Source organism: Streptomyces sp. NPDC045846 (assembly GCF_056431605.1).
Genome location: NZ_JBWKKJ010000009.1, coordinates 296,016 through 322,902, shown reverse-complemented (window position 1 = coordinate 322,902; position 26,887 = coordinate 296,016). Strand labels below are relative to the sequence as shown.

Genomic DNA, 26,887 nt, shown 5'->3' with positions numbered 1-26,887 from the left:
TGCGTTCAGACGGCCTCGGCCGTCTCGGGCAGTTCCCTGCTGAGCAGGTCCGTCATCTGGACCACCTCGGCAACGTCCGAGAAGTCGCGGGCGGCGGTGTCGACGGTCTTGCGCAGCCGGGTGTTGACCCGCTCGGAGCGGACCCGTTTGGCGACCCGCAGGGCCTGCTCGGCAAGGACGGTCGACTGCTCGGGCTCGCGCTTGAGCAGGTGGACGGTGGCCATGCCGATCAGGTTGAGGGCGTAGGAGCGCTGGTGCTCCTCGTCCTTGCCGAACAGGGCGACGGCCTGCTCCATGACGGGCTCGGCGAGCGAGGCGTAGGTGGGGCTGCGGCCGGCCACGTAGGCGAGGTCGCGGTAGGAGTGGGCGTTCTCGCCGTTGAGCTCCGCCTCGGAGAAGAAGCGGATCCAGTCGGGCTCCGGCTCGCCGTCGAGACCGGCGTCGCCGAAGGTGTCCTCGGCCATGCGGACGGCCCGCTTGGTCTTGCTGGGCTGGCCCATGTTGGCGTAGGCGCGGGCCTCCATCGCATACAGCATGGCCTGGGTGCGGGCGGTGGCGCAGTCGCGGCTGCCGTACTGGGCGAGGTGGATCAGTTCCAGGGCGTCGTCGGGCCGGCCGAGGTGGATCATCTGGCGGCTCATGGAGGACAGGATGTACGAGCCGAGCGGCTTGTCGCCCGCCTCTTTCGAGGCGTGCAGGGCGAGCACGAAGTACTTCTGGGCGGTGGGCTGGAGGCCCACGTCGTAGCTCATCCAGCCCGCAAGCTCGGCGAGTTCGGCCGCGCACCTGAAGAGGCGTTTGGAGGTGGCCGCGGGCTGCGGCTCCTGGAGCAGGTCGGTGACCTCGTGCAGCTGGCCGACCACGGCCTTGCGGCGCAGGCCGCCGCCGCACTGGGCGTCCCACTGGCGGAACATCGCGGTGGTGGACTCGAGCAGCTCCAGCTCGGGCCGGGACAGCCGGGAGGGGCGCCGGGCGGTCGCCGCGGTCTCCTGGGGTCCGCTCTCGCCCGAGAGCGAGGGCACCAGCCAGCGCTGCATCGGCTCGATGAGGGAGGGGCCCGCGGCCAGCATCAGCGAGGTGCCGAGGAAGCCGCGCCGGGCGAGCATCAGGTCGCTGCGGGAGAACTCGCTGAGCAGCGACACGGTCTGGGGCCCGGCCCAGGGCAGGTCGACGCCGGACACCGACGGCGACTGGTGGGCCTGGCGCAGCCCGAGGTCCTCGACGGCGACGACGCTGCCGAACCGCTCGGAGAACAGCTCCGAGAGGATCCGGGGAATCGGCTCGCGGGGCATCTCGCCGTCGAGCCAGCGCCGCACCCGGGAGGTGTCGGTGCTGATGTGGTGCGCGCCCATCTGGCGCGCCCGCCGGTTCACCTGGCGCGCCAGCTCACCCTTCGACCAGCCGCTCCGTACAAACCACGAACTCAGCTGCTCGTTGGGGCGCTTGCCGGCGCTCGTACCGCTAGCCCCACTGCCGCCCACTGGAACGCCCCCAATCCGCTGAAGCCTCATGTGCGTCGGTTGTGCATCGATTGCTCGAACCCCTATCAGAATGCCGCTAGTTGGGTCTCCTGTCCCGCGGTTGCACCCGCTCGGACCGGAAACCGGCTTGCCTCCGGCATACCCGCGGGTGCGTATACCCCAAGGTCCGTGTACCGACGGTAATCCTACGATCACCGGTCCGGCCATGGCGATTCCAGAAACGCCACCATTCGCCACCCCTTCGAATGAACTCCCCTGCCGCCAGGCGCGATTCACTTGACACATGACGATCAGCGTCGGGTGGAGCGGAGTGAGCCGGGGCGCACGGAGCCTGACGCACCACCCCTTTCACGACCGTGTCCGACCTGGCGGAGACGGATTGTGACGGTAAAACTCCGGATAGTCACGACTATGTCACTGGCGTCGTAACCCCGACGCGACAAACCCGTTGGAGGGGGCATGGGCTTCACGATCGGCGGCAGCCGGGGGATCAAGGAGACCCGGCCCGGCTCTTGGCGCCGCGGCCGCTCCGCGCGCATCACCCGCACGAGCGAGGTCACGGCGGCGGCCGAGTACACGGGCCTGTGGGGCTGGGACGTCGCACCGGGCGCCCGCGCCCTCAACGGCGAGTGCTCCTGCGGCAGTTCGTCCTGTACGGCGCCGGGCGCGCACCCGCTCGCCTTCGCCCCGGAGATCACGGCGGGCGCGACGCTGGACGAGGTGACCAAGGCGTGGTCGCAGTGCCCGGGCGCGGCGGTGCTGCTGCCGGTCGGGCGGACCTTCGACGTCCTGGACGTGGCGGCACCGGCGGGGCGGCGGGCCCTGGTGCGGCTGGAACGGATGGGCCTTCCGCTGGGCCCGGTGTCGACCACGCCGGCCGGCCGCACCCACTTCTTCGTCGCCCCCGGCGCCTCGGCCGAACTGCCGCGGCTGCTCTACCGGATGGGCTGGGACGACGCCGTCCTTGACCTGCGCTGCCCGCCGCGCGGCAGCTATGTGCCGGCGCCGCCGTCGGGCGAGGTGCACTGGCTGCGCCCGCCGTCCCTGGACACGGCGACCCGCCCGCCCGAGGCCCGGCTGCTCCTGGGCACGCTGGCCTACATCTGCCACCGCTCGGCCGCGTAGCCGCGCGGCGGGCCGGGGCCCCCGGACACGACGACGCCCAGCCGCACCTGTCGGTGGGGCTGGGCGTTCGTGCGCCGGTGCCGCTAGTCGCCGATGAGGGCGTCGACGAACGCCTCCGGCTCGAAGGGGGCCAGGTCGTCCGCGCCCTCGCCGAGGCCGACGAGCTTGACGGGCACCCCCAGTTCGCGCTGGACGGCGATGACGATGCCGCCCTTGGCGGTGCCGTCGAGCTTCGTCAGGACGATGCCGGTGATGTCGACGACCTCGGCGAACACCCGGGCCTGGACCAGGCCGTTCTGTCCGGTCGTGGCGTCGAGGACGAGCAGGACCTCGTCCAGCGGGCCGTGCTTCTCCACGACGCGCTTGACCTTGCCGAGCTCGTCCATGAGCCCGGTCTTGGTGTGCAGGCGGCCCGCGGTGTCGATGAGCACGACGTCCGCGCCCTCGGCGATGCCTTCCTTGACGGCGTCGAAGGCGATCGAGGCGGGGTCGCCGCCCTCGGGGCCGCGCACGGTGCGGGCGCCGACGCGCTCGCCCCAGGTCTGGAGCTGGTCGGCGGCGGCGGCGCGGAAGGTGTCGGCGGCCCCCAGGACGACGGACTTGCCGTCGGCGACCAGGACGCGGGCGAGCTTGCCGGTGGTGGTGGTCTTGCCGGTGCCGTTGACGCCGACGACCATCACGACGCCGGGGACCGTCTCGCCGCCCTCCGTCTTGACCTCGCGGTCGAAGTCGGTGCCGAGCAGGGTGAGGAGCTCCTCGCGCAGCAGCGTGCGCAGGTCCTCCGGGGTGCGGGTGCCGAGCACCTTGACGCGTTCGCGGAGCCGGTCGACCAGCTCCTGGGTGGGTGCGACGCCGACGTCGGCGGTCAGCAGGGTGTCCTCGATCTCCTCCCAGGTGTCCTCGTCGAGGTGCTCGCGGGAGAGCAGGGTGAGCAGCCCCTTGCCGAGGGAGTTCTGCGAGCGGGCGAGGCGGGCCCGCAGCCGGACCAGCCGTCCGGCGGTCGGCTCGGGGACCTCGATCGCCGGGACCTCGGGGGCGGCCGGCTCCTCGACGACGACCGGGGTGGCGGGCGCCTCGGGGAGCCCGACCTCCTCGATGGTGCGGCGCGGCTCCTCCGCCGTCTCCGCGGCGTCCTCACCGACCTGAGGCTCGGCGGGCGGGGCTGTGATGGTCGGCGTGCTCGGCGGCGCGGTGGGCGGCAGCTGCTTCTTCTTGCGGCTGCTGACCACGAGCCCGCTGATCAAGCCGACCGCGACCAGGGCGATGACTACAGCAAGGATGACGAATTCCATAACTCCCCCAGTATCGGGTACGGGCCCACGAGGGCCCAGTTTGTACCTTCCTCCGAGTACGGAAGGGAATTATGGGGCGGGTGTCAGATTAAAGTACGATAGAGGTGGGCGCATCAACGCGCGTAGAGTCCCCTTCGACTACCCCCACCGGCTCAGCGTCGAGCCGAGCGAGAGGCACGGAACTCCACCCCCATGAACACTGGCACCCCCGACGAACCGCAGAGCGCCCTGGAGACACGCGGCCTTGAGCCCGTGCCGGACGCGGAGCGCACCGCGAGAACCCGCGAGCTCTTCCCCACCTGGGTCGCCGCGAACATCAGCGTGCTGCTGCTCACGATGGGCGCCAGCCTCGTCGTCGCGTACAAGCTCAACTTCTGGCAGGCGATCGTGGTCGCCGTGGCCGCGCCCGTCCTCTCGTACGGCCTGGTCGGGCTCATCGGGATCGCGGGCAAGCGCGGCGGCGCCCCCGGCATGGCGCTCTCGCGCGCGGTGTTCGGCCAGCGCGGCAACCTGCTGCCCGGTTCGCTGATCTGGGTGGCGCGCTGGGGCTGGGAGACGATCAACGCGGTGACCGGCGCCTATGCGGTGCTGACCGTCCTCGACATCCTCTTCGGGATCAAGAGCAACACGTTCCTGATCATCGTCACGCTCGCCGTCTTCGTGGTCATCACCTTCGCCATCTCGGGCCTCGGCATCCACGTCGTGCAGAAGTGCAACAAGTACGCGACGTTCCTCTTCGGCGCGTTCTCGGTCCTGGTGCTCGTCTACCTCGTCATGAACACCCACTGGTCCGCGGTCTTCCACCAGCCGGCCGGCAAGACCTCGCTGATGGTCGCGGGCACCGGCATGATCGCCGCCGGCGGTGTCAGCTGGATCCCGTCCGCCCCCGACTTCGCCCGCTACCTGCCTCGCACCGCCTCCGCGAAGGCGATCGTGGGCAACTCCATCGGCGGCGCCGGCATCGTGGTGCTCCCGATGGTCCTGATGGGTGCCGTCATGGCGGTCTCCACGCCGGACCTGGCCTCCGCCGCCGACCCGGTGTCCTTCCTCGGCGAGATCCTGCCGATGTGGATCGCGGTGCCCTACCTACTGATCGCGCTGGTCGGCATGCTGCTGATCAACTCGATGTCGATGTACTCGGCGGGCTTCACCGCGCAGACGCTCGGCTTCAAGATCCCGCGGCACTGGGCGGTCTCCGTCAACGCGGTGATCTCGCTGGTCTTCGGCGGCATCCTGATGCTGGTCGCCACCAGTTTCATGGGCTCGTTCATCGCCTTCCTCTCGCTGCTCGCCGTCGCGTTCTCGGCCTGGGTCGGCGTGTTCGGCGCGGACATGCTGCGGCGCACCGAGTACAACGCCAAGGCGCTGCTCGACACGACCCGCACCAGCGCCTACTGGTACAAGGGCGGCTTCTCCCCCGCCGCCGTCGCCGCGTGGGCCGTCGGCCTGGTCGGCGGCCTGATGTTCACCAAGTCCGACTGGTTCACCGGCCCGCTGTCCGCCAACAACCCGGTCGGCGAGTACGGCCTGGGCTGGGTCGCCACCATCGTGATCTCCGGACTGCTGTACGTGGCGCTGCCCAAGCCCGCCGTGGTGGCCGCGGAGCCGTCCGAGTCCGCCGGCGCCGAGTCCGCCGAGACCCTGGCCGTCTGACGCATCGTCAGCTACCGTCCCCCTTCGCCCGGGGTTCCTCGGAACCCGCCCGGTGGAGGGGGACTTTGCCATGCCGTTCACGGTCGTACGCATGAACCTGGTGGACCCGGACGCCACCCGGCCGTCACTGTCGGCCCGATACCGGGCGGCCCTGGAGATGGCGGCGTACGCCGACGACCGGGGCGTCGACACCGTCCAGACCGAGGAGCACCACGGCGCGGACAACAACTGGCTGCCGTCCCCCTTCGCCTTCGCGGGGGCGGTCTTCGGCGCCACCCGCCGCATCGCGGTCACCGTCTCCGCGATCATCGGCCCGCTGTACGACCCGCTGCGGCTCGCGGAGGACATCGCGGTGCTCGACCTGGTCAGCGGCGGCCGCCTGGTGACCGTCTCGGGGATCGGGTACCGGCCCGCCGAGTACGAGCGGCAGGGGGTCGAGTGGGGCCGGCGCGGGCGGCTCCAGGACGAGCTGCTGGACACCCTCCTCAAGGCGTGGACGGGCGAGGAGTTCACCTTCCGCGGGCGCCGGGTCCGGGTCACGCCGCGTCCGTTCACCGAGCCGCGTCCGATGCTGCTCGTCGGCGGCTCCTCGCGGGCGGCCGCCGACCGGGCGGCCCGGTTCGGCCTGCCGTTCTTCCCGAGCGCGCACCTGCCGGAGCTGGAGGCGTACTACACCGGGAGGCTCGCCGCGTACGGCACCGAGGGCTTCTGCATGATGCCCGCGGAGCGGACCCCGCTGCTGCACGTCAGCGAGGACCCGGACCGCACCTGGGCCGAGTACGGCGAGCACTTCCTGCACGAGGCGCGGACGTACGCCTCCTGGCAGTCCAAGGACATCCGCTCGGCGGTGAAGTCGTCGGCCGGCTCGGTGGCGGAACTGCGTGCGGAGGGCGTCTACCGGATCGTGACGCCCGAGGAGTGCGCGGCCCTGGCCGCCGACAGCCTCGTCCTGCACCCGCTGTGCGGCGGCATGCCGGTGGACGAGGGCTGGCGCAGCCTGCACCTGTTCTGCGAGCGGGTACTGCCCGCCCTTTAGGCCCCAACGGGGAGAAGCACACCGAACCGCCCCGGCTCGGCGAGCCGGGGCGGTTGAGTGCGAGGAGCGGGGCAGCGGGGTTTAGCCCATCTCCTCCAACGCCTTGCCCTTGGTCTCCTTGACGTACTTGAGCACGAAGGGGATCGAGAGCGCGGCGAAGACCGCGTAGATGATGTACGTGCCCGACAGGTTCCAGTCCGACAGGCTCGGGAAGCTGGCCGTGATGGCCCAGTTGGCGATCCACTGGGCGGCCGCGGCGACACCGAGGGCGGCGGCGCGGATCCTGTTCGGGAACATCTCGCCGAGGAAGACCCACACGACCACGCCCCAGGACAGGGCGAAGAAGAGCACGAAGACGTGGGCGGCGATCAGGGCCACGACGCCCTGGGTGTTGGGGAGCTTGCCGTCGACGAGGTGGGCGGAGAAGGCCCAGGCCTCGACGGCGAGCGCGACCGCCATGCCGATGGAGCCGGTCAGGGCGAGCGGCTTGCGGCCGATCCGGTCGACCAGGACCATCGCGATCACGGTGCCGATGATGTTGATGATCGACGTGGTGAACGAGTAGAAGAACGAGCTCGACGGGTCGATGCCGACGGACTGCCACAGCGTCGAGGAGTAGTAGAACGCGACGTTGATGCCGACGAGCTGCTGGAAGACCGAGAGGCCGATGCCGACCCAGACGATGGGCAGGAAGCCCCACTTGGAGCCGAGCAGGTCCTTGAAGGTCGACTTGTGTTCGGAGCGCATGGCGTGCTCGATCTCGGCGACGCGGGCGTCGAGGTCGACGTCCTTGCCCTCGACGTCGGCGAGGACCTTCTTGGCGGCGGCCTCGCGGCCGACCGAGATCAGGAAGCGGGGCGACTCGGGGATGGCGAAGGAGAGCAGGCCGTACAGGAGGGCGGGGATGACCATCACGCCGAGCATGACCTGCCAGGCCTCGAGCCCGATGATCTTGCCGCGCTGCTCGCCGCCCGCGGCGTTGAGGATGCCCCAGTTGACGAGCTGGGAGATCGCGATGCCGATGACGATCGCGGCCTGCTGGAAGGAGCCGAGCCGGCCGCGGTAGGCGGGCGGGGCGACCTCGGCGATGTAGGCCGGGCCGATGACCGAGGCCATGCCGATGGCGAAGCCGCCGATGATCCGCCAGAAGGCGAGGTCCCAGAGCGCGAAGGGCAGTGCGGAGCCGATGGCGCTGATGGTGAAGAGGACGGCCGCGATCTGCATGCAGCGGATGCGGCCGATGCGGTCGGCGATCCGGCCCGCGGTGGCGGCACCGATCGCGCAGCCGATCAGGGCGATGGCGATGACCTGGGCGAGCGTCCCCGAGCCGATGGAGTACCGGTCGCGGATCGCCTCTACGGCGCCGTTGATCACGGAACTGTCGTAGCCGAAGAGGAAGCCGCCCATCGCGGCCGCCGCCGTGATGAAGATGACATGGCCGAGGTGGTCCGGGGCGGTGTGGCCGCCTCCGGACGCCTGCGCCTGCGCGGTACTGGTCACGTGTACTCCTGAGGCCGCCCGGCAGCGTCGTCGGGCGTGAGGGGACTCCTCCCAGTGGTGCACAACTTCCTGCCACCCACCACTTGAAGGTAAAAGCAACGTTGCAGAGACTATGCCTTCAAGTTTCGAAGTCAATACCTGTTCGCTTGTGAACTTGCCGCCTCGGCTCGCCACCCAGTGTTCAATACTTGAAGAGGCGGGGGTCAGTGGCCGAGGCCGCCGCCCCCCGTCGTGGCCGCCTGGTTCAGCGCAGCCGCTGGCTGATGACCTTGGACACGCCGTCGCCCTGCATCGAGACGCCGTACAGCGCGTCGGCGACCTCCATGGTCCGCTTCTGGTGCGTGATCACGATCAGCTGCGAGGACTCCTGGAGCTCCTGCATGATCCGGATCAGCCGCTGGAGGTTGGTGTCGTCGAGGGCGGCCTCGACCTCGTCCATCACGTAGAACGGGCTGGGCCTGGCCTTGAAGATGGAGACCAGCAGCGCCACCGCCGTCAGCGAGCGCTCACCGCCCGAGAGCAGCGAGAGCCGTTTGACCTTCTTGCCCGGCGGACGCGCCTCCACGTCGACCCCGGTGGCGAGCATGTTGCCGGGGTCGGTCAGGATCAGCCGCCCCTCGCCGCCCGGGAAGAGCCGCGAGAACACCCCCTCGAACTCCCTGGCCGTGTCGCGGTAGGCCTCGGTGAAGACCTGCTCCACCCGCTCGTCCACCTCCTTCACGACTTGAAGGAGGTCGGCCCGGGTCTTCTTGAGGTCCTCCAGCTGCTCGGAGAGGAACTGGTGACGCTCCTCCAGCGCGGCGAACTCCTCCAGGGCGAGCGGGTTGACCTTTCCCAGCTGCTGATACGCCCGTTCGGCTGCCTTGAGCCTCTTCTCCTGCTCGGCCCGCACGTAGCGGACCGGCTGGTTGCGCGGATGGTCCGGGTCATCCGGCAGCTCCTCTCCCTCGGCGGGCGGCGAGGGAGCCACCGGCTGGTCGGGGCCGTACTCCGCCACGAGCCCCGCCGGCTCGACTCCCAGCTCCTCCAGCGCCCTGGTCTCCAGCTGCTCGATCCGCAGCCGCTTCTCAGCTCCTAGTACCTCGCCGCGGTGAACTGAATCCGTGAGTTTGTCGAGTTCCGCCTTGAGGTCCCGCCCGGCGCCGCGCGCCGCGGTCAGCTCCTGCTCGCGCTCGGACTTGGCGGCCTCGGCCCCGGCCCGCTCCCGCTCGGCCCGCACCAGCGACACCTCGACGTGGGCGAGCAGCGTGCGGGCGCCCGAGGCGACGGCCTCGGCGACGGCCGCCTCGTGCCGCAGCCGGGCGCGGCGCTGCTCGGCCCGGGCCCGCGCCTCGCGTTCGGCCCGGGCCCCGCGGTCCAGCGCCTCGGCCCGCCCGGCGAGCGCCTTGACCCGCTCCTCGTGGGTACGGGCCTGGAGGCGGGCCTCCATCTCGGTCTGGCGGGCGTTGGCGCCGTCCGCCGCGAGCCGGTCGCGCACCGAGGTGTCGGGCTCCTCCTCGACCGGCGTCTCCTCGGCGACGAGCAGCCGCTCGGCCAGCTCCTCCGCCTCCTCGGTCGCCTTCTCCAGGGCCTCCTGGGCGCGGGCGGCCGCGGCCGCGGTCCGCTCGGCCTCCCCTGCCGCCCCGCGCGCCTGCCCGGCGAGCCGGCCGAGCTGCTGGGCCACGGAGGACCGGGCCTTCTCGGCGGCCCGCCGCCGCTCCCCCAACTCCTCGACCGTCAGCGCCAGTTCGGCCCGGCGCCCGCTCGCCTCCTGCTGCGCCCGGGCCAGCTCCGCACACCGTACGCCGAGGTCGGCGAGCTCGGCGGCGGCCTCGTCGACGGAGGCCTGGACCTCCAGGAGGCTGGGCGCCCCGGCCGATCCGCCGTGCGCGAAGTGGGCGCCGAGCACATCGCCCTCGGCGGTGACCGCGGTCAGCGCGGGCCGCGCGTAGACGAGGTCCTCGGCGTCCTCCAGGGTGGCGACCACCACGACGTCGCGCAGCAGTCGCCGTACCGCGGGCAGCAGTTCGGCGGGCCCGCGGACCAGGTCGGCGGCGCGGGGCGGGCCGTCCCCGCGCCCGGTCCGCGCGTTCCCGTCCTCGGGGGCCTCGGGGGCGCCGTTGAGGAGCAGCGCGGCGCGGCCGGCGTCCTGCTTGCGCAGCATCCGGATGGCCTCGGCGGCCGCCGAGGGGCCGCTCACCGCGACGGCGTCGGCGGCGGCGCCGAGGGCCGCGGCCACGGGCACCTCGTACCCCGGGACCACGGTGAGCAGTTCGGCGGCCGGCCCGAGCAGACCACTGAGCGCGTCGCGGGCGCCGAGCAGCGCGCCCGTGCCGTCCTTGCGCCGCAGGCCGAGCGCGAGCGCGTCGTGCCGGGCGGAGACGGCGGCACGTTTCCGCTCGGCGGCGGTGGCCTCCTCGCGGGCGGCGCCGAGCGCGGCCTCGGCCGCGGCGAGCTCCCGCTTGGCCGCGTCGTGGGCCTCGGCGAGCTCGGTGTCGTCCGCCTCCAGGCCGTCCACCTCGGCCTTGAGCTGTTCGTACTCCTCCTGCGCCAGGGCCGCCCGCTCCCCCGCCTCGTCGCGCGCGGCGGCGAGCCGGTCGATCTCGGCCTGCGCGGAACCCGCCCTGCTCCGCGCCGCGTTGACCTGCCCGTGCAGCCGCGCCAGGCCCTCGCGCCGGTCGGCGATGGCGCGGGCCACGTCCTTCAAACGCCGTTCCTCGACGGCGAGTTGCCGTTCGAGTTCGGCGCGGTGGGCGGCGGTGTCCTCCAGGGCGTGCTCGGCCGCTTCGAGGGCCGCCTCCAGCTCGGCCTCCTGTTCGCGGATCCGGGCGGCCTCGCGCTCCATGTCCTCCGGGTCGCGCCCGCGCCGCTCCTCGGGGGGCTGCGCCCTCGCGCTCTTGACCCGGGCGTCGGCGAGCGAGATCGTGCCGCGCACCCGCTCGGCCAGCTGGGACAGCTCGTACCAGGTCTGCTGGGCGCGCTGGAGCCGGGGCGACAACTGCCGCACCTGCTCCTCCAGTTGGGCCTCGCGGGCCAGCGCCGCCCTGAGGTCGGCCGCCGCGCTCTCCTTGCGGCGCAGCAGCTCGGCCTCGTCGGCGATCTCGGCGCTGAGCGCCTCCCGCATCCGTACGAGATCGTCGGCGAGCAGCCGGAGCCGGGCGTCGCGCAGGTCGGCCTGGATGACGGCGGCGCGGCGGGCGACGGCGGCCTGTCGGCCGAGCGGCTTGAGCTGGCGCCGCAGCTCGTCGGTGAGGTCCTGGACGCGGGCGAGGTTGGCCTTCATCGCGTCCAGCTTCCGCAGCGCCTTCTCCTTGCGCTTGCGGTGCTTGAGGACGCCAGCGGCCTCCTCGATGAACGCGCGCCGCCCCATCGGGTCGGCGTGCAGCACCGAGTCGAGCTGGCCCTGCCCGACGATGACGTGCATCTCGCGGCCGATGCCGGAGTCGGAGAGCAGTTCCTGGATGTCGAGCAGCCGGCAGGTGTCCCCGTTGATCTGGTATTCGCTGCCGCCGTTGCGGAACATGATCCGCGTGATGGTGACTTCGGCGTATTCGATGGGCAGCGCGCCGTCGGAATTGTCGATGGTGAGGGAGACTTCGGCACGGCCCAGCGGCGGGCGGCCGGTGGTCCCGGCGAAGATGACGTCCTCCATCTTTCCGCCGCGCAGCGACTTGGCGCCCTGCTCACCCATCACCCAGCTCAGCGCGTCCACGACATTGGACTTGCCGGAGCCGTTGGGGCCCACCACACAGGTGATGCCCGGCTCGAACTTCAGCGTGGTCGCGGAGGCGAAGGATTTGAATCCGCGCAGAGTGAGGGCCTTGAGGTGCACGCCGCCGGACTCTACCTTTCGCTCTCGGTTTCGCCCAGGAAGGTGCAGGGCACATCAGACCGTAAGGGAAAGGCGGACCGAGCGGGTCGGCCCGGAAGAAAGAAAGAAGGGACGCCGAAGCGTCCCTTGCAATGCATTGCAGGTCTTGCGGATCTCTCGATCTCGACGAGAGGAACGGAAGCCTCTCTCACCCCGAGGATCAGGTGAGGGCGGGCTCCGCCTGCGGGACGTCGATGTCGATGCCTTCGAGCAGCGAATCTCCGCGGTGCGAAGCGGCGGCAGCGGACAGCACGTCGTTCTCGGACTGAATCCGGTTGAGCTCGGACTCGAGGTCCTGGACGCGCTGCTGGAGCCGTCGCATCTCGGCGAGGAGTCGCGGGTCGGAACCGCCGACGTAACCGAGAAGCGCCTTTGCCATGATGGATGGTCCTCCACACTGAGTGACCGACCGAAGCGGTGTGGGTCGTGAGGGAATCGCACCCGCGGTGCTTGGACTTTGACTGCGGTTCTTCATGCCAAACAGCTAAGGTGCGCGGGGCTTCCAGAGTCTCACCAAAAAGTTTGACGGTCAACACGATCACGCCCCGTATCCACCGGCAATCCGGGGGCCCGCGGCCGCGGAACGCGCGGCGCTGCCTCTCCTCGGAGCCCTGGGGGCGTGGAGATCATCCTTACTGCCGCAGCCTTGCACGCCGCGCGCGAGATGGCAACAGGCAGATCGTTCGAGGTCAGCGCGTGGTTGCGAGCCGGACGCGGGGTGTCACCGCGGCGGGCCGTCCCGGGTCGGCGCGGCGGGGCTCAGCGGATGGCGAAGGTGTCGTAGCCGCCGCGCGGTGTGTCCCAGATCTCGGTCACACCGTCGACGCGGCCCGGTGTGTCGTCGGAGCGGAGCCACTCCAGCAAACGGTGGCAATTCTCACGTGGCCCCTCGGCGACGACCTGGACGCGTCCGTCGTCCAGATTGAGCGCGAACCCGCTGAGGCCGCCGATCTCCAGAGCATTTGCCCTGGTGAACCAGCGGAAGCCGACTTGCTGCACTCGCCCGCGCACCCAGGCCGTGAGTCGAACAACTTCGTGCGCATCTTCGTTCATAGGTGCACGCTAACCGGCCAATTGCTCACGCAGCACTTCGCCCCCATGCGTCATGGCGTACAGTCGCGACGAAATGAGCCTCACCCGTATGGGTTAGTGCGCATTTGATCATTTCGGGTCGATCATGGCCCCCTCGGCAATGCGACCAGGCATTGCCCACGGCATTGAGGAAGGCACAGATGGGACGCCATCGTCGCTCCGCCGCCGACCCCGCGCCCGCAGACGTCGCGGCGGGTCAGGACGGCCGGTCCCCGGGCGGATCCCGCCGCAGGAAGCGGGGGAGCGTGCCCGTGCGCACCGGGCTGCTCGGCGTCTCCGCCGCGGTGGCCGTGGGCGCCGTGGCCGTCGCCTCGGGCCTGCTGCCCGGTGGCGGTACGTACAAGGTGAGCGGCGACACCATGGCGGGCGGTCAGCTCCACGCGAGCGGCACGCCCAACGTGCAGGCGCAGGGCGGCGAGTCGGAGAAGCCCAGCAGCGCGGCGCCGACCCCCGCCGAGACGGCCAAGGCGGCGCACGCGCCGTCCACCGCCCCCTCCCCCAGCGCCTCGGCCACGCCGTCGGCCCCCGCCTCGGCGCCCGCCCCGCGGAAGAAGCCCGCAGAGGTCCAGGTCCCGGCCCCGCCGAAGTCGGCCGCCCCGTCGGACACCCCGTCGAGCCGGGTCCCCTCGCAGCGCGTCCAGATGCCCTCCGCCGAGGTCTCGGCCGCGGCCACCGTGATGTCCCTGGTCAACCAGCAGCGGGCGATGGCCGGTTGCACCCCGGTGAAGGCCGATCCGGCGCTCGCCTCGCTCGCGACCGCGTTCAGCGACGACATGGCGGCCCGCGGCTTCTTCGACCACACCGACCCGGACGGCAGGACGCCGTGGGACCGGGCCGCGCAGGCCGGCATCCAGGGCCTCGGCGGCGAGAACATCGCGCGCGGCCAGGCCGACGCCAAGGCCGTGATGGACGCCTGGATGAACAGCCCGGGCCACCGCGCGAACATCCTGAACTGCGCGTACAAGTCGCTGGGCGTCGGCGTGCACTTCGGCCCCGGCGGCCCCTGGTGGACCCAGGACTTCGGCTTCTGATCAAACACGCGTCCGTACATTCCGTACGGGCAATCGCTCATGCGTAATTGCGTGTACGCAATGGGTTCGTCTGCGCTCCTCCGCGCAGGAAAGGGCCCCCGCCGTTGCGAACGGCGGGGGCCCTTTCGTGGGTGCGGAAGAAGATCGCCGCGGGAAATCGCCGGGAACTCCGGTCCGCCCCGGTCGATCGATCAGGCGCTGAGCGCTGCCCGGCCCGCGAGGAAGACGCGGGTGGTCTCGGCGACGCGGCGGCCGAGGCGCTCGGCGGTCGCCACGTCGGCCTTGTGGACGCCCTCGGGCCCCTGGTCGGTGTGGGTCTGGGCGGCGGCGCCGGAGAAGAAGCCGAGCCGGTTGAGGTCGTCCTCGGAGGCCGTGCTCGCGTTCCAGCCCGGCTTGAGGCCGAGGTTCACCCAGTGCATGCCGTGCTGGGCGGCCAGCGTCTGGAAGTACTGCAGGGTGTGGCCCTTGTCGCCGCTCTTGGAGCCGGAGTTGGTGAAGCCCGCGGCGAGCTTGTCCTGCCAGGCGTCGGTGAACCAGCGCTTGGAGGTGGCCTCGGCGAACTGGTGGAAGGCGCCGGAGGCCGTGCCCATGTAGGTGGGCGAGCCGAAGACGACGGCGTCCGAGGCGTCGAGCAGCTCCCACTCGGCCTCGGTGATGGCGTCCACGGCGATGACGTGGACGGTGGCTCCGGCCTCGACGGCGCCGGCGCGGACGGCTTCGGCGAGCACGGAGGTGTGGCCGTACCCGGAGTGGTAGGCGATCGAGACAACAGGAGTGGTCACGGCGGGGGATCCCCTCAGAACGTCAGAAGAGCGACAAACGGGTGCGACGGCCGACGGCCGGTTCCGCGGCGACTGCCCGCTGCGGTACTGCACATAGGTAAGCACTAACTTTTGGTTAGCGCAACCCATGCGTGTGCGCTGCGGAGGAGTAGCCTGTCTGCATGGACGAGATCACCACCGCCGCCCCCGCGGGGCCCTGCGACGGCACGGACCTGGCGTTCGACGTGTTCTCCAGGTCCTGCCCCTCCCGGCGCACGCTGGAGAACGTCACGGGACGCTGGGGCAGCCTCACCCTGGGCGCGCTGCGCGAGAGCAGCCTGCGCTTCAACGAGCTGCGGCGCCGGGTCGACGGCGTGAGCGAGAAGATGCTCTCCCAGACGCTGCACGCGCTGGAGCGGGACGGCCTCGTGCACCGCGAGGCGCAGCCCACCAACCCGCCGCGGGTCGACTACGAACTGACCCCGCTCGGGCACGAGGTGGCCGATCGGCTGCTCTCCCTCATCCACTTCGTGGAGGACCGGATGCCGTCGGTGCTCGCCGCGCAGCAGGACTACGACGCGGCGCGCGGGGCCCTCTGACACTTGGGGCAGAAGTAGCTGGATCGGTTCATCCAGGCGCGCCTGCGCATCGCCGTTCCACAGCGCCGGCACGGCTCGCCCTCGCGGCCGTACGCGTCGAGGGAGCGGTCGAAGTAGCCGGACTCGCCGTTGACGTTGACGTAGAGGCTGTCGAAGCTGGTGCCGCCGACGGCGAGCGCCGCGTTCATCACGTCCCGCGCGTGGCCCAGGAGTTCGGCCGCCTTGGGGCGGTTGAGGGTCGCGGTGGGGCGGTCGTAGTGCAGCCGGGAACGCCAGAGCGCCTCGTCGGCGTAGATGTTGCCGACCCCGCTGATGAGCGATTGATCGAGCAGTGCGCGTTTGACCGTGGTGCGCTTGAGGCGGAGCGCCACGAAGAAGGCCTCGTCGTCGAACTCGGGGTCCAGCGGGTCCCGGGCGATGTGCGCGATGGCGTCGGGGAGCCCGTCGGGAGTGTTGTCGTGCAGCGAGAGGCCGCCGAAGGTCCGCTGGTCCACGAAGCGCAGCTCGGTGCCCGCCTGGTCCTGGAAGCGCACCCGGATCCGCAGGTGTTTCTCGTCCGGGGCGTTCTCGGGCTGCACCAGCAGCTGTCCGCTCATGCCGAGGTGTCCGAGCACGGAGGCGTCCGTGTCCGCGAGCGGCAGCCACAGGTACTTTCCGCGCCGCCGGGCGACCCCGATCCGGTGCCCCTTGAGCCGGGCCGCGAAGTCCTCGCCCCCGGCGAGGTGACGGCGTACGGCGCGGGGATGCAGCACCTCGACGTCCGCCACGACGCGCCCGGCCACCCAGCGCTCGAGTCCACGCCGTACCACTTCGACTTCGGGCAGCTCAGGCATGGCGGCAGATTACCGCGTGCCCCTCGGCCGCTCGCAGCGGGCCCGGGACGGGCGGCCCGAGGGCGGTCGGACATGCGAAAACCCCCGGCCCGGCACCTCAGTGCGCGGGACGGGGGCTCGAAGGAAGGGGGCCCTCAGGCCGCCGAACCGCCGGCGGCGGGGGTCGGCGACCCGCCATCGGCCGGGGCGGCGACGGGAGCTTCCGCCGCTGCCTTGGCCCGCTCGTCGGCGGCGGCCCGGATGGCCCGCCATGCCGACTCCGCGGCCTGCTGCTCCGCTTCCTTCTTGCTGCGGCCGGTGCCGGTGCCGTACGAGACACCACCGACGCGGGCGGCAGCAGTAAAGGTCTTCTCGTGGTCGGGCCCGGTTTCGGAGACCAGGTACTCGGGAACGCCGAGCCCTTCGGCCGCCGTCAGCTCCTGGAGACTGGTCTTCCAGTCCAGGCCGGCCCCGAGGTTCGAGGACTTCTCGATCAGGGGGTCGAACAGCTTGTGGACGAGCGCGGACGCCGCCTCAAGACCCTGGTCGAGATAGACCGCACCGATCACCGCTTCAAGGGTGTCGGCGAGGATGGATGCCTTGTCCCGGCCGCCCGTGCCCTCTTCGCCCCGGCCGAGCCGGATGAAGGAGCCGAGTTCGAGCCCTCGGCCCACCTCCGCCAGCGCACGAGAGTTGACCACCGCGGCCCGGAGCTTGGCCAGTTGGCCTTCCGGAAGGTCGGGGTGGGTGCGGTACAGCGTGTCGGTGACGACCAGACCGAGCACCGAGTCCCCGAGGAACTCGAGCCGCTCATTGGTCGGCAGACCGCCGTTCTCGTACGCGTACGAACGGTGGGTGAGCGCACGCACCAGAAGGGCGGACTCGAGCTGATACCCGAGCCGCCCTTCCAGAAGCGTGTGGGACGAGGCCGTGTTGTTGTCCGCCTTTTTGGCGTTGGACTCAGACATCGGGCCTCTCACCAGCCGCTCAGACCTCGAGGACCTGGCGCTTGTTGTAGGTGCCGCAGCTCGGGCACGCGATGTGCTGGAGCTTCGGCTCATGGCAGCGCTCGCACGCAACCAGGGTGGGGACCGCAGCCTTCCACTGCGACCGGCGGTGGCGCGTGTTGCTGCGCGACATCTTCCGCTTCGGAACAGCCACGGCTACTTCTCCTGCTTCTCGGCGGCATCCTGCACGTCAGACGCAGTGCCGCTCATGTTGTCCTTCTCGCCGTCCTGGATGGTCCCGGCGAGTCCCTGCAATGCCGCCCAACGGATGTCGACGGCGTCATGGTGGTGGTCCGGGTCGTCCGCCAGGCTCGCTCCGCATTCGGAACACAGCCCGGGGCAGTCCTCCCGGCACACCGGCTGCATCGGCAGTGCGAGCACTACCGCGTCACGCAGCAAGGGCTCGAGGTCGAACATGCCGTCCTCGAGCGGGATCATGTCCTCGTCGTCCTCGGCATCGTCGTCCGCGGCTGCCTTGCGGCGGCCCCGGTCGTCGGTGTCGGGGTACGAGAACATTTCCTGGAAGTCCACTTCAACGTCCTGCTGAAGCGGCTCCAGACACCTTACGCACTCCCCCTCGGCCGATGCACGGGCGGTGCCTGTGACAAGCACCCCTTCCATGACCGACTCCAGGCGGAGCTCGATGTCCACGGGCCTGCCCTCAGGCACGTGGATGACCTCGGGGATCCCGAGTTCCTTCGGGGCCTCCACGGTGCGGGAGAGCCGCTGGAGCGCACCGGGACGCCGTCCCAGCTCGTGTGTGTCGAACACGAGGGGATTGCGGTGGTCGAGGCGCGTGCTCAGGGCTCTTCCTGCTTTCGAGGTCGTGGAGTGGCTGCCACCGGCTTCGCGGAGCGAATCGGGCAGCTTGGATCGCGGACGTACGCGCGACCGAACAGCCAGGATACTGGACCGGCCGCCATAGGCCCAATCCGGTCCCGCTCCGCTCCGGTCCCGGCCGCTACGAGCGGTTCTGCCCGTGCCCCTGTTCATAGGCGCGCAGCTGATCCAGGTTGATCATGCTGGTGTCGAAGAGGCTGGTCTCGTCGAGCGCGGGCTGCTGCTGGGGCTGGTGCTGCGGCGGCACGCCGTAGTGCCCGGCGTCGGCCGCGCCCGCGTACTGCTGCTGGTTCGGATCGTAGGCGTACGGGTCCTGCTGGCCGTATCCGTACTGCGCGTACTGCTCCTGCTGCTGGGGGTGCTGGTAGGCGTAGGGGTCCTGCTGCGGCTGCTGGTAGCCGTACGGGTCGTACGCCTGGGGCTGCTGCTGGGCGGGGATGTGCGGCTCGGCCGGGGTGTGGGCGGCGGCGTGGGCCGCGGCCGGGTCCGGGTCGGCCAGCTCGGCGAGGCCGGCCAGGTAGTCGGCGTCGCTGGTGTGCTGGTGCAGGCCGCCCGCGGCGTCCTGGGCGGCCATGTGCGCGCCGAGTTCGTCGGAGGCGGTGTGGCCGTGCAGCTTGCGTCGGCCGCGGCCGACGGCTTCGAGGGTCTTGGCGAGCACCGCCTCGAAAGCGCCCAGCTTGGCGTCGACGTACTCGTCGGCCCGGTGGATCAGCGTCTGCGGGTCCGCGCTGTACTCGGGGGCGTCCTCGTCGGTGTTGCCCTGCTCGTCGAGGCCGGGGCCGCGGCCGAGCAGCTTCTCGCGGCCCCGGTCCACGGAGCCGATGGTCTTGGTGAGGACGACCTCGAAGTTGGCGAGCTTGGAGTCGACGTAGTCGTCGGCCTCGGCCCGGATCTCCTCGGCCTCCCTGCGGGCCTCCTCCAGGATCCGGTCCGCCTCGTCCTGGGACTGGCGGGCGACGGCGGTGTCGGAGATCAGGGTGCCGCGTTGGGCGTGCGCGGACTCGATGATCCGCTCGGCCTCCTGGCGGGCCTGCTCGACCAGCTGTTCACGGCCGCCGATCAGCTCCTGGGCCTGGGCGAGCGAGCCGGGCAGGGCCTGGCGCACCTCTTCCAGCAGGGCCAGGAGGTCGGCGCGGTTGACCACGCACGAGGCCGACATGGGCATGGACCGGGCGCTGCCGACCACCTCGACGATCTCGTCGAGCTTCTTCTGCACGTCCACCGGTGATCGCCACTCTTCTAACGGATTGGAGACGGACGGGACGACTGTAAGGCCAGTCGGCGCCCGCCCGACACCGGGTGACGAACTGTCAGCTCACGACTCGGGCCCCGTCCGCCGGATCACTTCTCGGCGAGCCGGGCGACCAGCGCCTCGTGGACGGTGGCCGGCAGCAGGTGGGAGACGTCTCCGCCCCAGGTCGCGACCTCCTTGACCAGCGAGGACGACAGGAAGCTGTACGTCGGATTGGTCGGCACGAACAGCGTCTCGACGCCCGAGAGCCCGTTGTTCATCTGGGCCATCTGCAACTCGTAGTCGAAGTCGCTGACGGCCCGGAGGCCCTTGACGATCGCGGGGATGTCCCGCTGCTTGCAGAAGTCGACGAGCAGGCCGTGGAAGGACTCGACCTCCACGTTGCCGAGGTCGGCGGTCACCTCGCGGATCATCTCGATCCGCTCCTCGATGGTGAACAGGCCCTGCTTCGACTGGTTGATCATCACCGCGACGTGTACGACGTCGTACAGCCGGGAGGCGCGGGCGATGATGTCGAGGTGTCCGTTGGTGATGGGGTCAAAGGACCCCGGACAGACGGCGCGGCGCAACTGATGTCCCTCGCTCTCCGGTCCGGTCATGGGGTGTCTCTCGGTGCGTTTTCGCACGTGGAGGCGGCGCGACCGTACCAAAGCGTGCCCTCGCCGTAACGACGGGCCCGCAGCGCTTCGAATCCTTCGGGCCAGCCGAATTCCCCGCCTCTGGTGCTGCGCTCCACGGTGACGAGGCAGTCCTCGGCGAGCCAGCCCCCGCGGCGGAGTGTGAGCAGGATCTCCCGAAGATCGTCATCGGTGACGGCGTACGGCGGGTCCAGGAAGACCACGTCGTACGGATCGGCGGGCGCCGGGCCTGTCACGATCTGCTCCGCTTTGCCGGTGCGCACCTCGGCGCCAGGAAGCTTCAGCGCGGCCACGTTGTCGCGGACGGTACGGGCGGCCCGGGCGTCGGCCTCGACGAGCAGGGCGTGGGCGGCGCCCCGGGAGAGCGCCTCCAGGCCCACGGCTCCGGAGCCCGCGTACAGATCGGCGATCCGGATGCCGTCGAGCGTGCCGAGCAGCGCCTCCCAGGTGGAGAAGAGGCCCTCGCGCGCCCGGTCGGAGGTGGGGCGGGTGCCGGTGCCCGGCGGTACGGCGAGGCGGCGTCCACCGGCCCGGCCGGCGATCACGCGGGTCATCTCAGTCCTTGTCCGTGTTCAGGGGGTTCAGGGGTTCGGGTTCATGCGGGTTCATGCGCCGGATGTGCTCCCCCAGTCTTTCAGCCCTTGTCGAGGTACTGCTCGCGGTCCTTGTCCAGCAGGGCGTCGAGCGCGGTGCGCAGGCCCGGCAGCCCGTCGAGCTCGGGGTCGGCGGCGACGACCGTGACGGCCTCCTCGCGGGCCGCGGCGATGACCTCCTCGTCGTCGATGACGGTGAGCATCCGCAGCGAGGAGCGCACCCCGGACTGGGCCTGGCCCAGCACATCGCCCTCGCGGCGCTGTTCGAGGTCGATGCGGGAGAGCTCGAAGCCGTCGAGGGTGGAGGCGACCGCGTTGAGCCGGGCCAGGGCCGGGCTCGCCTCGGGCATGTCGGTGACGAGCAGGCACAGGCCGGGCGCCGAGCCCCGGCCGACGCGGCCGCGCAGCTGGTGGAGCTGGGAGACGCCGAACCGGTCGGCGTCCATGATCACCATCGCGGTGGCGTTCGGCACGTTCACCCCGACCTCGATGACGGTGGTGGCGACCAGCACGTCGACCTCACCGGCCCCGAACCGGCGCATCACGTCGTCCTTGTCGTCCGGCTGCATCCGGCCGTGCAGGATCTCGGTGCGCAGCCCCTGGAGCGGGCCCTTGGACAGCTGGTCGGCGATCTCGATCACGGCGAGCGGCGGCCGCTTGTCGGCGGTCTCGGCCTCCTCCGCCTTCTTCTTGCCCTTGGCGGTCTTCGCCTCCTCCTCGTCGTCGCCGATGCGGGGGCACACCACGTACGCCTGGTGTCCCTTGTCGACCTCCTCGCGGACCCGCTCCCAGGCGCGGGCCAGGAAGTGCGGCTTGTCCTGCGCGGGGACCACGTGGCTCGCGATGGGCGAGCGCCCGGCGGGCAACTGGTCCAGGACGGAGGTCTCCAGGTCGCCGAAGACGGTCATGGCGACGGTGCGCGGAATGGGGGTGGCCGTCATGACGAGCAGGTGCGGGGGCTGTTTGCCCTTGCCGCGCAGGGCGTCGCGCTGCTCGACACCGAAGCGGTGCTGCTCGTCCACCACCACCAGGCCCAGGTCGTGGAACTGCACCTTGTCCTCGATCAGGGCGTGGGTGCCGATGACGATGCCGGCCTCGCCGGTGACCAGGTCGAGCAGGGCCTGGCGCCGGGCGGGCATCCCCATGGAGCCGGTGAGCAGCACGACCTTGGTGCCGAGGTCGGAGCCGCCCAGCATGCCGCCCTCGGCGAGCTCGCCCATCATCTCGGTGATGGATCGGTGGTGCTGCTGGGCCAGGACCTCGGTGGGCGCGAGCATCGCCGCCTGGCCGCCCGAGTCGACCACGGCGAGCATGGCGCGCAGCGCGACCATGGTCTTGCCCGAGCCGACCTCTCCCTGGAGCAGGCGGTGCATCGGATGCTCGGTCGCCAGGTCGTCGAAGATTTCCTTGGAGACCTTCTCCTGGCCCTCGGTGAGGGTGAAGGGCAGCTTGGCGTCGAAGGCGTCGAGCAGGCCGCCTGGCGCGGGTCGCCGTGCCACGGCCGGGAGTTGGCCGTCCGCGTGCCGTCGGCGGGCGAGCGCCACCTGGAGGACGAAGGCCTCGTCCCACTTCAGGCGCCGGCGCGCGTCCTCGATGTCGGCCTTGCTGTGCGGCCGGTGGACCTTGAGGAGGGCCTCGGGCAGCGGGACGAAGCCGCGGCCCGCGCGCAGCGTCTCGGGGAGCGGGTCGACGGCCTCCTGGGCGCTGGGCAGCACCGCGTCGACCGCCTTGGCGATCTTCCAGGACTCCAGGCCCTTGCAGGCCGGATAGATCGGGATCAGGGCGCCCGCCCACGAGGCGATGTCCACCCCGTCATCCCCGTCGGCCGGGTCCGCGCCGAGTTTCGCGTAGGTGGGGTGGGCGAGCTGCATGCGCCGGTTGAACATCGACACCTTGCCCGCGAACATGGCGCGGCTGCCGGGCAGCAGCTCCTTGTGCGGCTTGTGGATGCCCCGCCCGAAGAACACCAGCTGGAGGCGGCCGCTGCCGTCGGTGATGGTGATCTCCAGGCGCTGGCCGCGCCCTCCGTTGAAGGTGCGCACCCGGGCGTCGGCGACCTGGGCGACGACCGTGACGTCCTCGTCCAGGGGCAGCTCGGCCAGCTTGGTGAGCTGGCCGCGCTCCTCGTACCGCCGCGGGTAGTGGTGCAGGAGGTCGCCGACCGTGTGCAGGCCGAGGTGCTCGGCCATCACCTTCGCGGTGGGTCCGCCGAGCAGCTTCTTCAGTGGTTCTTCGAGCGCAGGCACGCGATCCATTGCACACCACCGGACTGACAGCCCGCCAAAGCCTGTGGACAACCGCTGGTCACACCGGCGACGCGAGGCCTCCCGCAGGGCCGTGCGGGCAGGCGCTACTCGACGCCGATCAGCAGCGGAACCCCCTGGTGGCCGCCCTCGTACACCACCGTGTCGACCGCCAGGTGGGCCTTGCTGACGTGCGATTCGAGCTGGGCCGCCAGCTCCTGCGGGGCGTCGGCGGACAGGACGAGGGTGACCAGTTCGCCGCCCGCCGCCAGCATCCGGTCGAGGACGGTGCGGGCGGTGTCGGCGAGGTTCTGGCCGATGACCACGACGTCGCCGTCGATGAGGCCGAGGACGTCCCCGGCCTGGCAGACCCCGGCCATCGTCCACGACTGCCGCTCGGCTACGGCCAGTTCGGCGTGGCGGGTGGCGCCGGCGGCGGAGGTCATGGTGACGACGTCCTCGTCGAAGCGCCGCTCGGGGGCGTGCACGGCGAGCGCCGCGATGCCCTGGACGGCGGCCCGGGTCGGGATGAGCGCGACCCGGATGCCCTCGGCCCGCGCCTGTTCCACGGCGGCCGCGGCCGTGTGGCGCAGCTCGGCGTCGTTGGGCAGCAGCACGACCTCGCGGGCGTGCGCGCGCCGGATCGCCTCGACGAGCTCCCCGCTGGCCGGGGCCTCGCCGGGCCGGGCCAGCACGGTCGTCGCGCCCGCCTCGGCGCAGAGCCCGGCCAGGCCCTCGCCGGGCACGACCGCGACCACGGCCCGCTGGACCTGCTCCCGGGGCGGTTCGACCACGGCCGGCTGCTCGAAGTGTGTGATCCGGATCCGGTGGGGGCGGCCCGCCTCGACACCGGCCTCCACGGCGGCGCCCGCGTCGTCCACGTGCACATGGACGTTCCAGAGCCCGTCGCCGCCGACCACGACGAGGGAGTCGCCGAGCCGGTCGAGCCGGGCCCGCAGCCGGTCCACGGCCGCGTCGTCGGCCTCCAGGAGGTAGATCACCTCGAAGGCGGGCCCGGCCGCGGCGGGCTCGGCCGGGCAGTCCTCGGCGGGCACGGGCACCCGCGCCTCGTGGCGTACGACGGGGGCCTCGCCGGAGAGTGCCTGCACCAGGGCGCCGAGAACGGTCACCAGGCCCCGGCCGCCCGCGTCCACGACGCCCGCGCGGCCGAGCGCGGGGAGCTGGGCGGGCGTGGCGTCCAGGGCGTCGCGGGCCCCGGCGTACGCGGCCTGCGCCACCGCCGCCGGGGTGCCGCTCGCGTTCTCGGCGGCCTTGGCGGCGGCGGTGGCCACGGACAGGACGGTGCCCTCCACGGGGTGGGCGACCGCCAGGTAGGCGGCGGAGGCGGCCCGGCGCAGCGCCGCGGCGAGGTCCCCCTCGCCCTCCGCGACGACCTCGGCCATGCCCCGCAGGAGCTGGGCGAGGATCGTGCCGGAGTTGCCGCGGGCGCCGATCAGCGCGCCGTGCGCCATGGCCCGTACGACGTCGGAGGCGGGCGGGACGCCGTCGTAGACGGGCGGCTCGGGGTAGGCGGCGAACACCGCCTCGACGGCCTGCGCCGCGGACTCCATCGTCAGGTAGAGGTTGGTGCCGGTGTCCCCGTCCGCGACCGGATACACGTTGATCGCGTCGATCGCCTCGCGGTCGCGGCCCAGCGCGTCGAGCGCCAGCGCACACCAGCCGCGTACCGCGACGGCATCGAGGGTCTGCGGCACCTGGTGTTCCTCCTTGCGGGCGGGAAGCGGATGAGAGCCCGTGGCTGCATCCGGGCGGGGTGCAGACACAGGCTCTGAGCGCAGGGTAGACCCGGGGGCGGGCCGGGGTCCGGGGCGGGGGCGGCCGGGGTCGTGGTAGTTTCGTATCTCAGGAGCAGCCGTTGTATGCTGCTTCGGTTGCCCGGCGAGAGTCGGGCCAATTCCCCCGGCAAGCCACTTCAGATCTCTGATTCCGGTGCGCCGGATTTCACTGTAAGTGCATTTAATGCATCTGAAGTCTTTGGAGTGACCCGTGGCTGCCAACTGCGACGTCTGCGGCAAGGGGCCGGGCTTCGGCAACAACATTTCGCACTCGCACCGCCGTACGTCTCGTCGCTGGAACCCGAACATCCAGCGTGTGCGTGCCGTGGTCGGTCGGACGCCGAAGCGGCTCAACGTCTGCACCTCGTGCATCAAGGCCGGCAAGGTCTCGCGCTAATTGCGACGTCTGTCGTAGCGCAGCCCCTGCGGTTGCCTTGAAAAGCCGGTCCACCTCGGTGGACCGGCTTTTTGCCGTACCCGCTATCTGAAGCGCCAGCCGTGGTCGACGGGGCCGATGCCCGCCCCGAGTGCGAATCCCGCGCCGATGGCGCCGGTCACGTACTCCTTGGCCGCCCTGGTCGCCTCCGGGACCGTGAGGCCGCGGGCCAGGCCGCAGGCGAGGGCCGAGGCGAGGGTGCAGCCCGTGCCGTGGGTGTGCCGGTTGTCCAGGCGCGGCGAGCGCAGCCAGTGCTCCTCGCCGCCGTCGGTGAGCAGGTCCACGGCGTCGCCGGGATAGTGGCCGCCCTTGATGAGCGCCCACCGGGGCCCGAACTCCAAGATCGCGGCCGCGGCCCGGCGCATCCCGTCCTCGTCCTGGACGTGGACGCCCGTGAGTTGCGCCACTTCGTCGAGGTTGGGCGTGGCCACGGTCGCCGCGGGGAGCAGGGCCGTCCGTACGGAGTCGAGGGCCTCGGCCGCCAGCAGCGGGTCGCCGTGCTTGGAGACGCCCACCGGATCGACCACCACGGGGGCGTCGGTGGCGGCGAGCAGTTCGGCGACGGCCTCGACGAGGGGGGCCGAGGACAGCATGCCGGTCTTCACGGCCTGTACGCCGATGTCGTCGACGACGGCCCGGTACTGGGCCCGCACCGCCTCCGCCGGAAGCTCCCAGGCGCCCCGCACACCGAGCGAGTTCTGCGCGGTGACGGCGGTGATCACGCTCATGCCGTGCACGCCGAGCGCCAGCATCGTCTTGAGGTCGGCCTGGATGCCGGCTCCGCCGCCGGAGTCGGACCCGGCGACGGTCAGCACACGGGGGATCATGCGGGATCGTCCCCGAAGTGGTCCCAGCCGCCCTTGCTGGTCCAGGGCGCGCCGTCCACGGTGACGGTGGGCAGCGCGGACGGGTTGAGGACCTCGCCGATGACCTTCCAGCGGGCGGGCAGCTTCACGTCCGGCGGGAAGGTGGCGACGATCGCGTGGTCCTCGCCGCCGGTGAGCACCCACTGGAGCGGGTCCACGCCCACGGCCTGGCCGATGTCGCTCATCTGCGTCGGGATGTCGATGAGGCCCGAGCGCAGGTCGATGCGGACCTTGCTGGCCTCGGCGATGTGGCCGAGGTCGGCGACCAGGCCGTCGCTGACGTCGGTCATCGCGGTGGCGCCGAGCCCGGCCGCCGCGGGGCCCGCGTGGTACGGGGGCTCGGGGCGGCGGTGCGCCTCGACGAAGGCGCGCGGCGAGCGGAAGCCGCGCGAGAGCACCGCGAAGCCCGCCGCCGACCAGCCGAGCCAGCCGGTCACCGCGACGACGTCGCCGGGCTGGGCGCCGGCCCGGGTCACGGGCTCGTGGTTGCGCAGGTCGCCGAGTGCGGTGATGGCGACGGTGATGGTGTCCCCCCGCACGATGTCCCCGCCCACCACGGCGGCGCCCGCGACCTGGCACTCGTCGCGGATGCCGTCCATCAGCTCGGTGGGCCAGGTGACCGGCAGCTCGGCCGGGACGACGAGGCCGAGCAGGACCGCGGTCGGCACCGCCCCCATGGCGGCGATGTCGGCCAGGTTCTGCGCGGCGGCCTTGCGGCCCACGTCGTACGCCGTCGACCAGTCCCGCCGGAAGTGGCGCCCCTCCAGGAGGATGTCCGTGCTGGCGACCACCCTGCGGTCGGGTGCGGTCACGACCGCGGCGTCGTCGCCCGGCCCCAGCCGGACGGCGGGGGTGGAGGTGAGCCGGGAGGTCAGCTCCCTGATGAGCCCGAACTCCCCCAACTCGCCCACAGTGCCTTTCACCGTGTCCCACCTCTCATCTTCGTACCCCTTCCGCCCCGTGCGCCTGCGGTCGCGAGCGGTC

24 protein-coding genes are annotated in these 26,887 nt (G+C 71.5%); 6 read left to right on the top strand and 18 right to left on the bottom strand.

What is annotated here, in order from left to right; translation table 11 throughout:
- Nucleotides 1-5: 5 nt before the first annotated feature.
- On the bottom strand, nt 6-1,481 hold the full coding sequence (gene nsdA, locus AC07F3_RS26335; protein ID WP_479116892.1) for a transcriptional repressor NsdA: 1,476 nt from the start codon (nt 1,479-1,481) through the stop codon (nt 6-8).
- A 459-nt stretch (nt 1,482-1,940) separates the two neighbouring features.
- Here nsdA and AC07F3_RS26330 point away from each other — a divergent pair, with 459 nt between their 5' ends.
- Nucleotides 1,941-2,606, top strand: a complete 666-nt coding sequence (locus AC07F3_RS26330) for a bifunctional DNA primase/polymerase (RefSeq protein ID WP_469839596.1) — start codon at nt 1,941-1,943, stop codon at nt 2,604-2,606.
- Nucleotides 2,607-2,689: 83 nt separating this feature from the next.
- Here the strand turns inward: AC07F3_RS26330 and ftsY are convergent, their stop codons facing one another.
- Nucleotides 2,690-3,898 (bottom strand): signal recognition particle-docking protein FtsY, encoded by a 1,209-nt coding sequence (gene ftsY, locus AC07F3_RS26325; protein WP_479116890.1) that lies wholly within the window; start codon nt 3,896-3,898, stop codon nt 2,690-2,692.
- A 192-nt stretch (nt 3,899-4,090) separates the two neighbouring features.
- Here ftsY and AC07F3_RS26320 point away from each other — a divergent pair, with 192 nt between their 5' ends.
- Together AC07F3_RS26320 and AC07F3_RS26315 are read left to right on the top strand one after the other, a co-directional pair.
- Complete coding sequence (locus AC07F3_RS26320; RefSeq protein WP_479116889.1) at nt 4,091-5,551, top strand: cytosine permease; 1,461 nt, start codon at nt 4,091-4,093, stop codon at nt 5,549-5,551.
- Nucleotides 5,552-5,621: 70 nt separating this feature from the next.
- Nucleotides 5,622-6,587, top strand: coding sequence for an LLM class flavin-dependent oxidoreductase (locus AC07F3_RS26315; protein ID WP_479116888.1), 966 nt, complete (start codon nt 5,622-5,624; stop codon nt 6,585-6,587).
- A gap of 81 nt (nt 6,588-6,668) precedes the next feature.
- On the opposite strand, the gene AC07F3_RS26310 is transcribed toward AC07F3_RS26315, so the two are convergent.
- From AC07F3_RS26310 to AC07F3_RS26295, 4 genes are all read right to left on the bottom strand, one after another.
- On the bottom strand, nt 6,669-8,087 hold the full coding sequence (locus tag AC07F3_RS26310) for a sugar porter family MFS transporter (RefSeq protein ID WP_479116887.1): 1,419 nt from the start codon (nt 8,085-8,087) through the stop codon (nt 6,669-6,671).
- A gap of 244 nt (nt 8,088-8,331) precedes the next feature.
- Entirely contained in the window at nt 8,332-11,898 is a 3,567-nt protein-coding gene (gene smc, locus AC07F3_RS26305) for a chromosome segregation protein SMC (RefSeq protein WP_479116885.1), read from the bottom strand.
- Between the two features lie 199 nt (nt 11,899-12,097).
- Entirely contained in the window at nt 12,098-12,316 is a 219-nt protein-coding gene (locus AC07F3_RS26300; protein WP_053727915.1) for a hypothetical protein, read from the bottom strand.
- Nucleotides 12,317-12,696: 380 nt separating this feature from the next.
- Nucleotides 12,697-12,990, bottom strand: a complete 294-nt coding sequence (locus tag AC07F3_RS26295; protein WP_114040410.1) for an acylphosphatase — start codon at nt 12,988-12,990, stop codon at nt 12,697-12,699.
- A 179-nt stretch (nt 12,991-13,169) separates the two neighbouring features.
- Between AC07F3_RS26295 and AC07F3_RS26290 the strand changes: the two genes are divergently transcribed.
- A complete protein-coding gene (locus AC07F3_RS26290) occupies nt 13,170-14,060 on the top strand; it encodes a CAP domain-containing protein (RefSeq protein WP_479116884.1) in 891 nt (296 codons plus the stop codon).
- A 191-nt stretch (nt 14,061-14,251) separates the two neighbouring features.
- Here AC07F3_RS26290 and AC07F3_RS26285 read toward each other — a convergent pair whose 3' ends face one another.
- Nucleotides 14,252-14,842, bottom strand: a complete 591-nt coding sequence (locus AC07F3_RS26285) for a flavodoxin family protein (RefSeq protein WP_479116882.1) — start codon at nt 14,840-14,842, stop codon at nt 14,252-14,254.
- A gap of 161 nt (nt 14,843-15,003) precedes the next feature.
- On the opposite strand from AC07F3_RS26285, the gene AC07F3_RS26280 reads away from it, so the two are divergent.
- Nucleotides 15,004-15,420, top strand: a complete 417-nt coding sequence (locus tag AC07F3_RS26280) for a winged helix-turn-helix transcriptional regulator (RefSeq protein ID WP_479116881.1) — start codon at nt 15,004-15,006, stop codon at nt 15,418-15,420.
- Here the strand turns inward: AC07F3_RS26280 and mutM are convergent.
- The 9 genes from mutM to AC07F3_RS26235 form a co-directional block, all read right to left on the bottom strand.
- Nucleotides 15,393-16,253, bottom strand: coding sequence for a bifunctional DNA-formamidopyrimidine glycosylase/DNA-(apurinic or apyrimidinic site) lyase (mutM, locus tag AC07F3_RS26275; RefSeq protein WP_479116880.1), 861 nt, complete (start codon nt 16,251-16,253; stop codon nt 15,393-15,395). The genes AC07F3_RS26280 and mutM overlap by 28 nt on opposite strands.
- A gap of 134 nt (nt 16,254-16,387) precedes the next feature.
- Nucleotides 16,388-17,200, bottom strand: coding sequence for a ribonuclease III (gene rnc / locus AC07F3_RS26270; RefSeq protein ID WP_479116879.1), 813 nt, complete (start codon nt 17,198-17,200; stop codon nt 16,388-16,390).
- A 19-nt stretch (nt 17,201-17,219) separates the two neighbouring features.
- Nucleotides 17,220-17,393 (bottom strand): 50S ribosomal protein L32, encoded by a 174-nt coding sequence (gene rpmF / locus AC07F3_RS26265; protein WP_007493396.1) that lies wholly within the window; start codon nt 17,391-17,393, stop codon nt 17,220-17,222.
- Between the two features lie 2 nt (nt 17,394-17,395).
- A complete protein-coding gene (locus AC07F3_RS26260; RefSeq protein WP_470058437.1) occupies nt 17,396-18,043 on the bottom strand; it encodes a YceD family protein in 648 nt (215 codons plus the stop codon).
- A gap of 157 nt (nt 18,044-18,200) precedes the next feature.
- On the bottom strand, nt 18,201-19,301 hold the full coding sequence (locus AC07F3_RS26255; RefSeq protein ID WP_479116878.1) for a cell division initiation protein: 1,101 nt from the start codon (nt 19,299-19,301) through the stop codon (nt 18,201-18,203).
- 119 nt (nt 19,302-19,420) lie between these two features.
- Complete coding sequence (gene coaD / locus AC07F3_RS26250; RefSeq protein WP_189390095.1) at nt 19,421-19,900, bottom strand: pantetheine-phosphate adenylyltransferase; 480 nt, start codon at nt 19,898-19,900, stop codon at nt 19,421-19,423.
- A gap of 26 nt (nt 19,901-19,926) precedes the next feature.
- Nucleotides 19,927-20,523: a 16S rRNA (guanine(966)-N(2))-methyltransferase RsmD gene (gene rsmD, locus AC07F3_RS26245; protein WP_479116877.1), complete on the bottom strand. Its 597-nt coding sequence runs from the start codon at nt 20,521-20,523 to the stop codon at nt 19,927-19,929.
- Nucleotides 20,524-20,603: 80 nt separating this feature from the next.
- Nucleotides 20,604-22,817: an ATP-dependent DNA helicase RecG gene (gene recG, locus AC07F3_RS26240; RefSeq protein WP_479116876.1), complete on the bottom strand. Its 2,214-nt coding sequence runs from the start codon at nt 22,815-22,817 to the stop codon at nt 20,604-20,606.
- Between the two features lie 95 nt (nt 22,818-22,912).
- Nucleotides 22,913-24,520 carry a DAK2 domain-containing protein gene (locus AC07F3_RS26235; protein WP_479116875.1) on the bottom strand — a complete coding sequence of 536 codons (1,608 nt, stop codon included), beginning with the start codon at nt 24,518-24,520 and terminating at the stop codon, nt 22,913-22,915.
- A 292-nt stretch (nt 24,521-24,812) separates the two neighbouring features.
- Here AC07F3_RS26235 and rpmB point away from each other — a divergent pair, with 292 nt between their 5' ends.
- Entirely contained in the window at nt 24,813-24,998 is a 186-nt protein-coding gene (gene rpmB, locus AC07F3_RS26230) for a 50S ribosomal protein L28 (protein WP_003957616.1), read from the top strand.
- Between the two features lie 83 nt (nt 24,999-25,081).
- Here rpmB and thiD read toward each other — a convergent pair whose 3' ends face one another.
- Together thiD and AC07F3_RS26220 are read right to left on the bottom strand one after the other, a co-directional pair.
- On the bottom strand, nt 25,082-25,864 hold the full coding sequence (gene thiD, locus AC07F3_RS26225) for a bifunctional hydroxymethylpyrimidine kinase/phosphomethylpyrimidine kinase (RefSeq protein ID WP_479116874.1): 783 nt from the start codon (nt 25,862-25,864) through the stop codon (nt 25,082-25,084).
- Nucleotides 25,861-26,826: a thiamine-phosphate kinase gene (locus tag AC07F3_RS26220; protein WP_114040398.1), complete on the bottom strand. Its 966-nt coding sequence runs from the start codon at nt 26,824-26,826 to the stop codon at nt 25,861-25,863. The genes thiD and AC07F3_RS26220 overlap by 4 nt, the downstream gene beginning before the upstream one ends.
- Nucleotides 26,827-26,887 lie beyond the last annotated feature (61 nt).

Bases quoted from the DNA above. Each gene is read 5' to 3' on its own strand.
- AC07F3_RS26330 (WP_469839596.1), top strand. From the start codon at position 1,941: ATGGGCTTCACGATCGGCGGCAGCCGGGGGATCAAGGAGACCCGGCCC.
- ftsY (WP_479116890.1), bottom strand. From the start codon at position 3,898: ATGGAATTCGTCATCCTTGCTGTAGTCATCGCCCTGGTCGCGGTCGGC.
- AC07F3_RS26320 (WP_479116889.1), top strand. From the start codon at position 4,091: ATGAACACTGGCACCCCCGACGAACCGCAGAGCGCCCTGGAGACACGC.
- AC07F3_RS26315 (WP_479116888.1), top strand. From the start codon at position 5,622: ATGCCGTTCACGGTCGTACGCATGAACCTGGTGGACCCGGACGCCACC.
- AC07F3_RS26300 (WP_053727915.1), bottom strand. From the start codon at position 12,316: ATGGCAAAGGCGCTTCTCGGTTACGTCGGCGGTTCCGACCCGCGACTC.
- AC07F3_RS26295 (WP_114040410.1), bottom strand. From the start codon at position 12,990: ATGAACGAAGATGCGCACGAAGTTGTTCGACTCACGGCCTGGGTGCGC.
- AC07F3_RS26290 (WP_479116884.1), top strand. From the start codon at position 13,170: ATGGGACGCCATCGTCGCTCCGCCGCCGACCCCGCGCCCGCAGACGTC.
- AC07F3_RS26280 (WP_479116881.1), top strand. From the start codon at position 15,004: ATGGACGAGATCACCACCGCCGCCCCCGCGGGGCCCTGCGACGGCACG.
- mutM (WP_479116880.1), bottom strand. From the start codon at position 16,253: ATGCCTGAGCTGCCCGAAGTCGAAGTGGTACGGCGTGGACTCGAGCGC.
- rnc (WP_479116879.1), bottom strand. From the start codon at position 17,200: ATGTCTGAGTCCAACGCCAAAAAGGCGGACAACAACACGGCCTCGTCC.
- rsmD (WP_479116877.1), bottom strand. From the start codon at position 20,523: ATGACCCGCGTGATCGCCGGCCGGGCCGGTGGACGCCGCCTCGCCGTA.
- recG (WP_479116876.1), bottom strand. From the start codon at position 22,817: ATGGATCGCGTGCCTGCGCTCGAAGAACCACTGAAGAAGCTGCTCGGC.
- thiD (WP_479116874.1), bottom strand. From the start codon at position 25,864: ATGATCCCCCGTGTGCTGACCGTCGCCGGGTCCGACTCCGGCGGCGGA.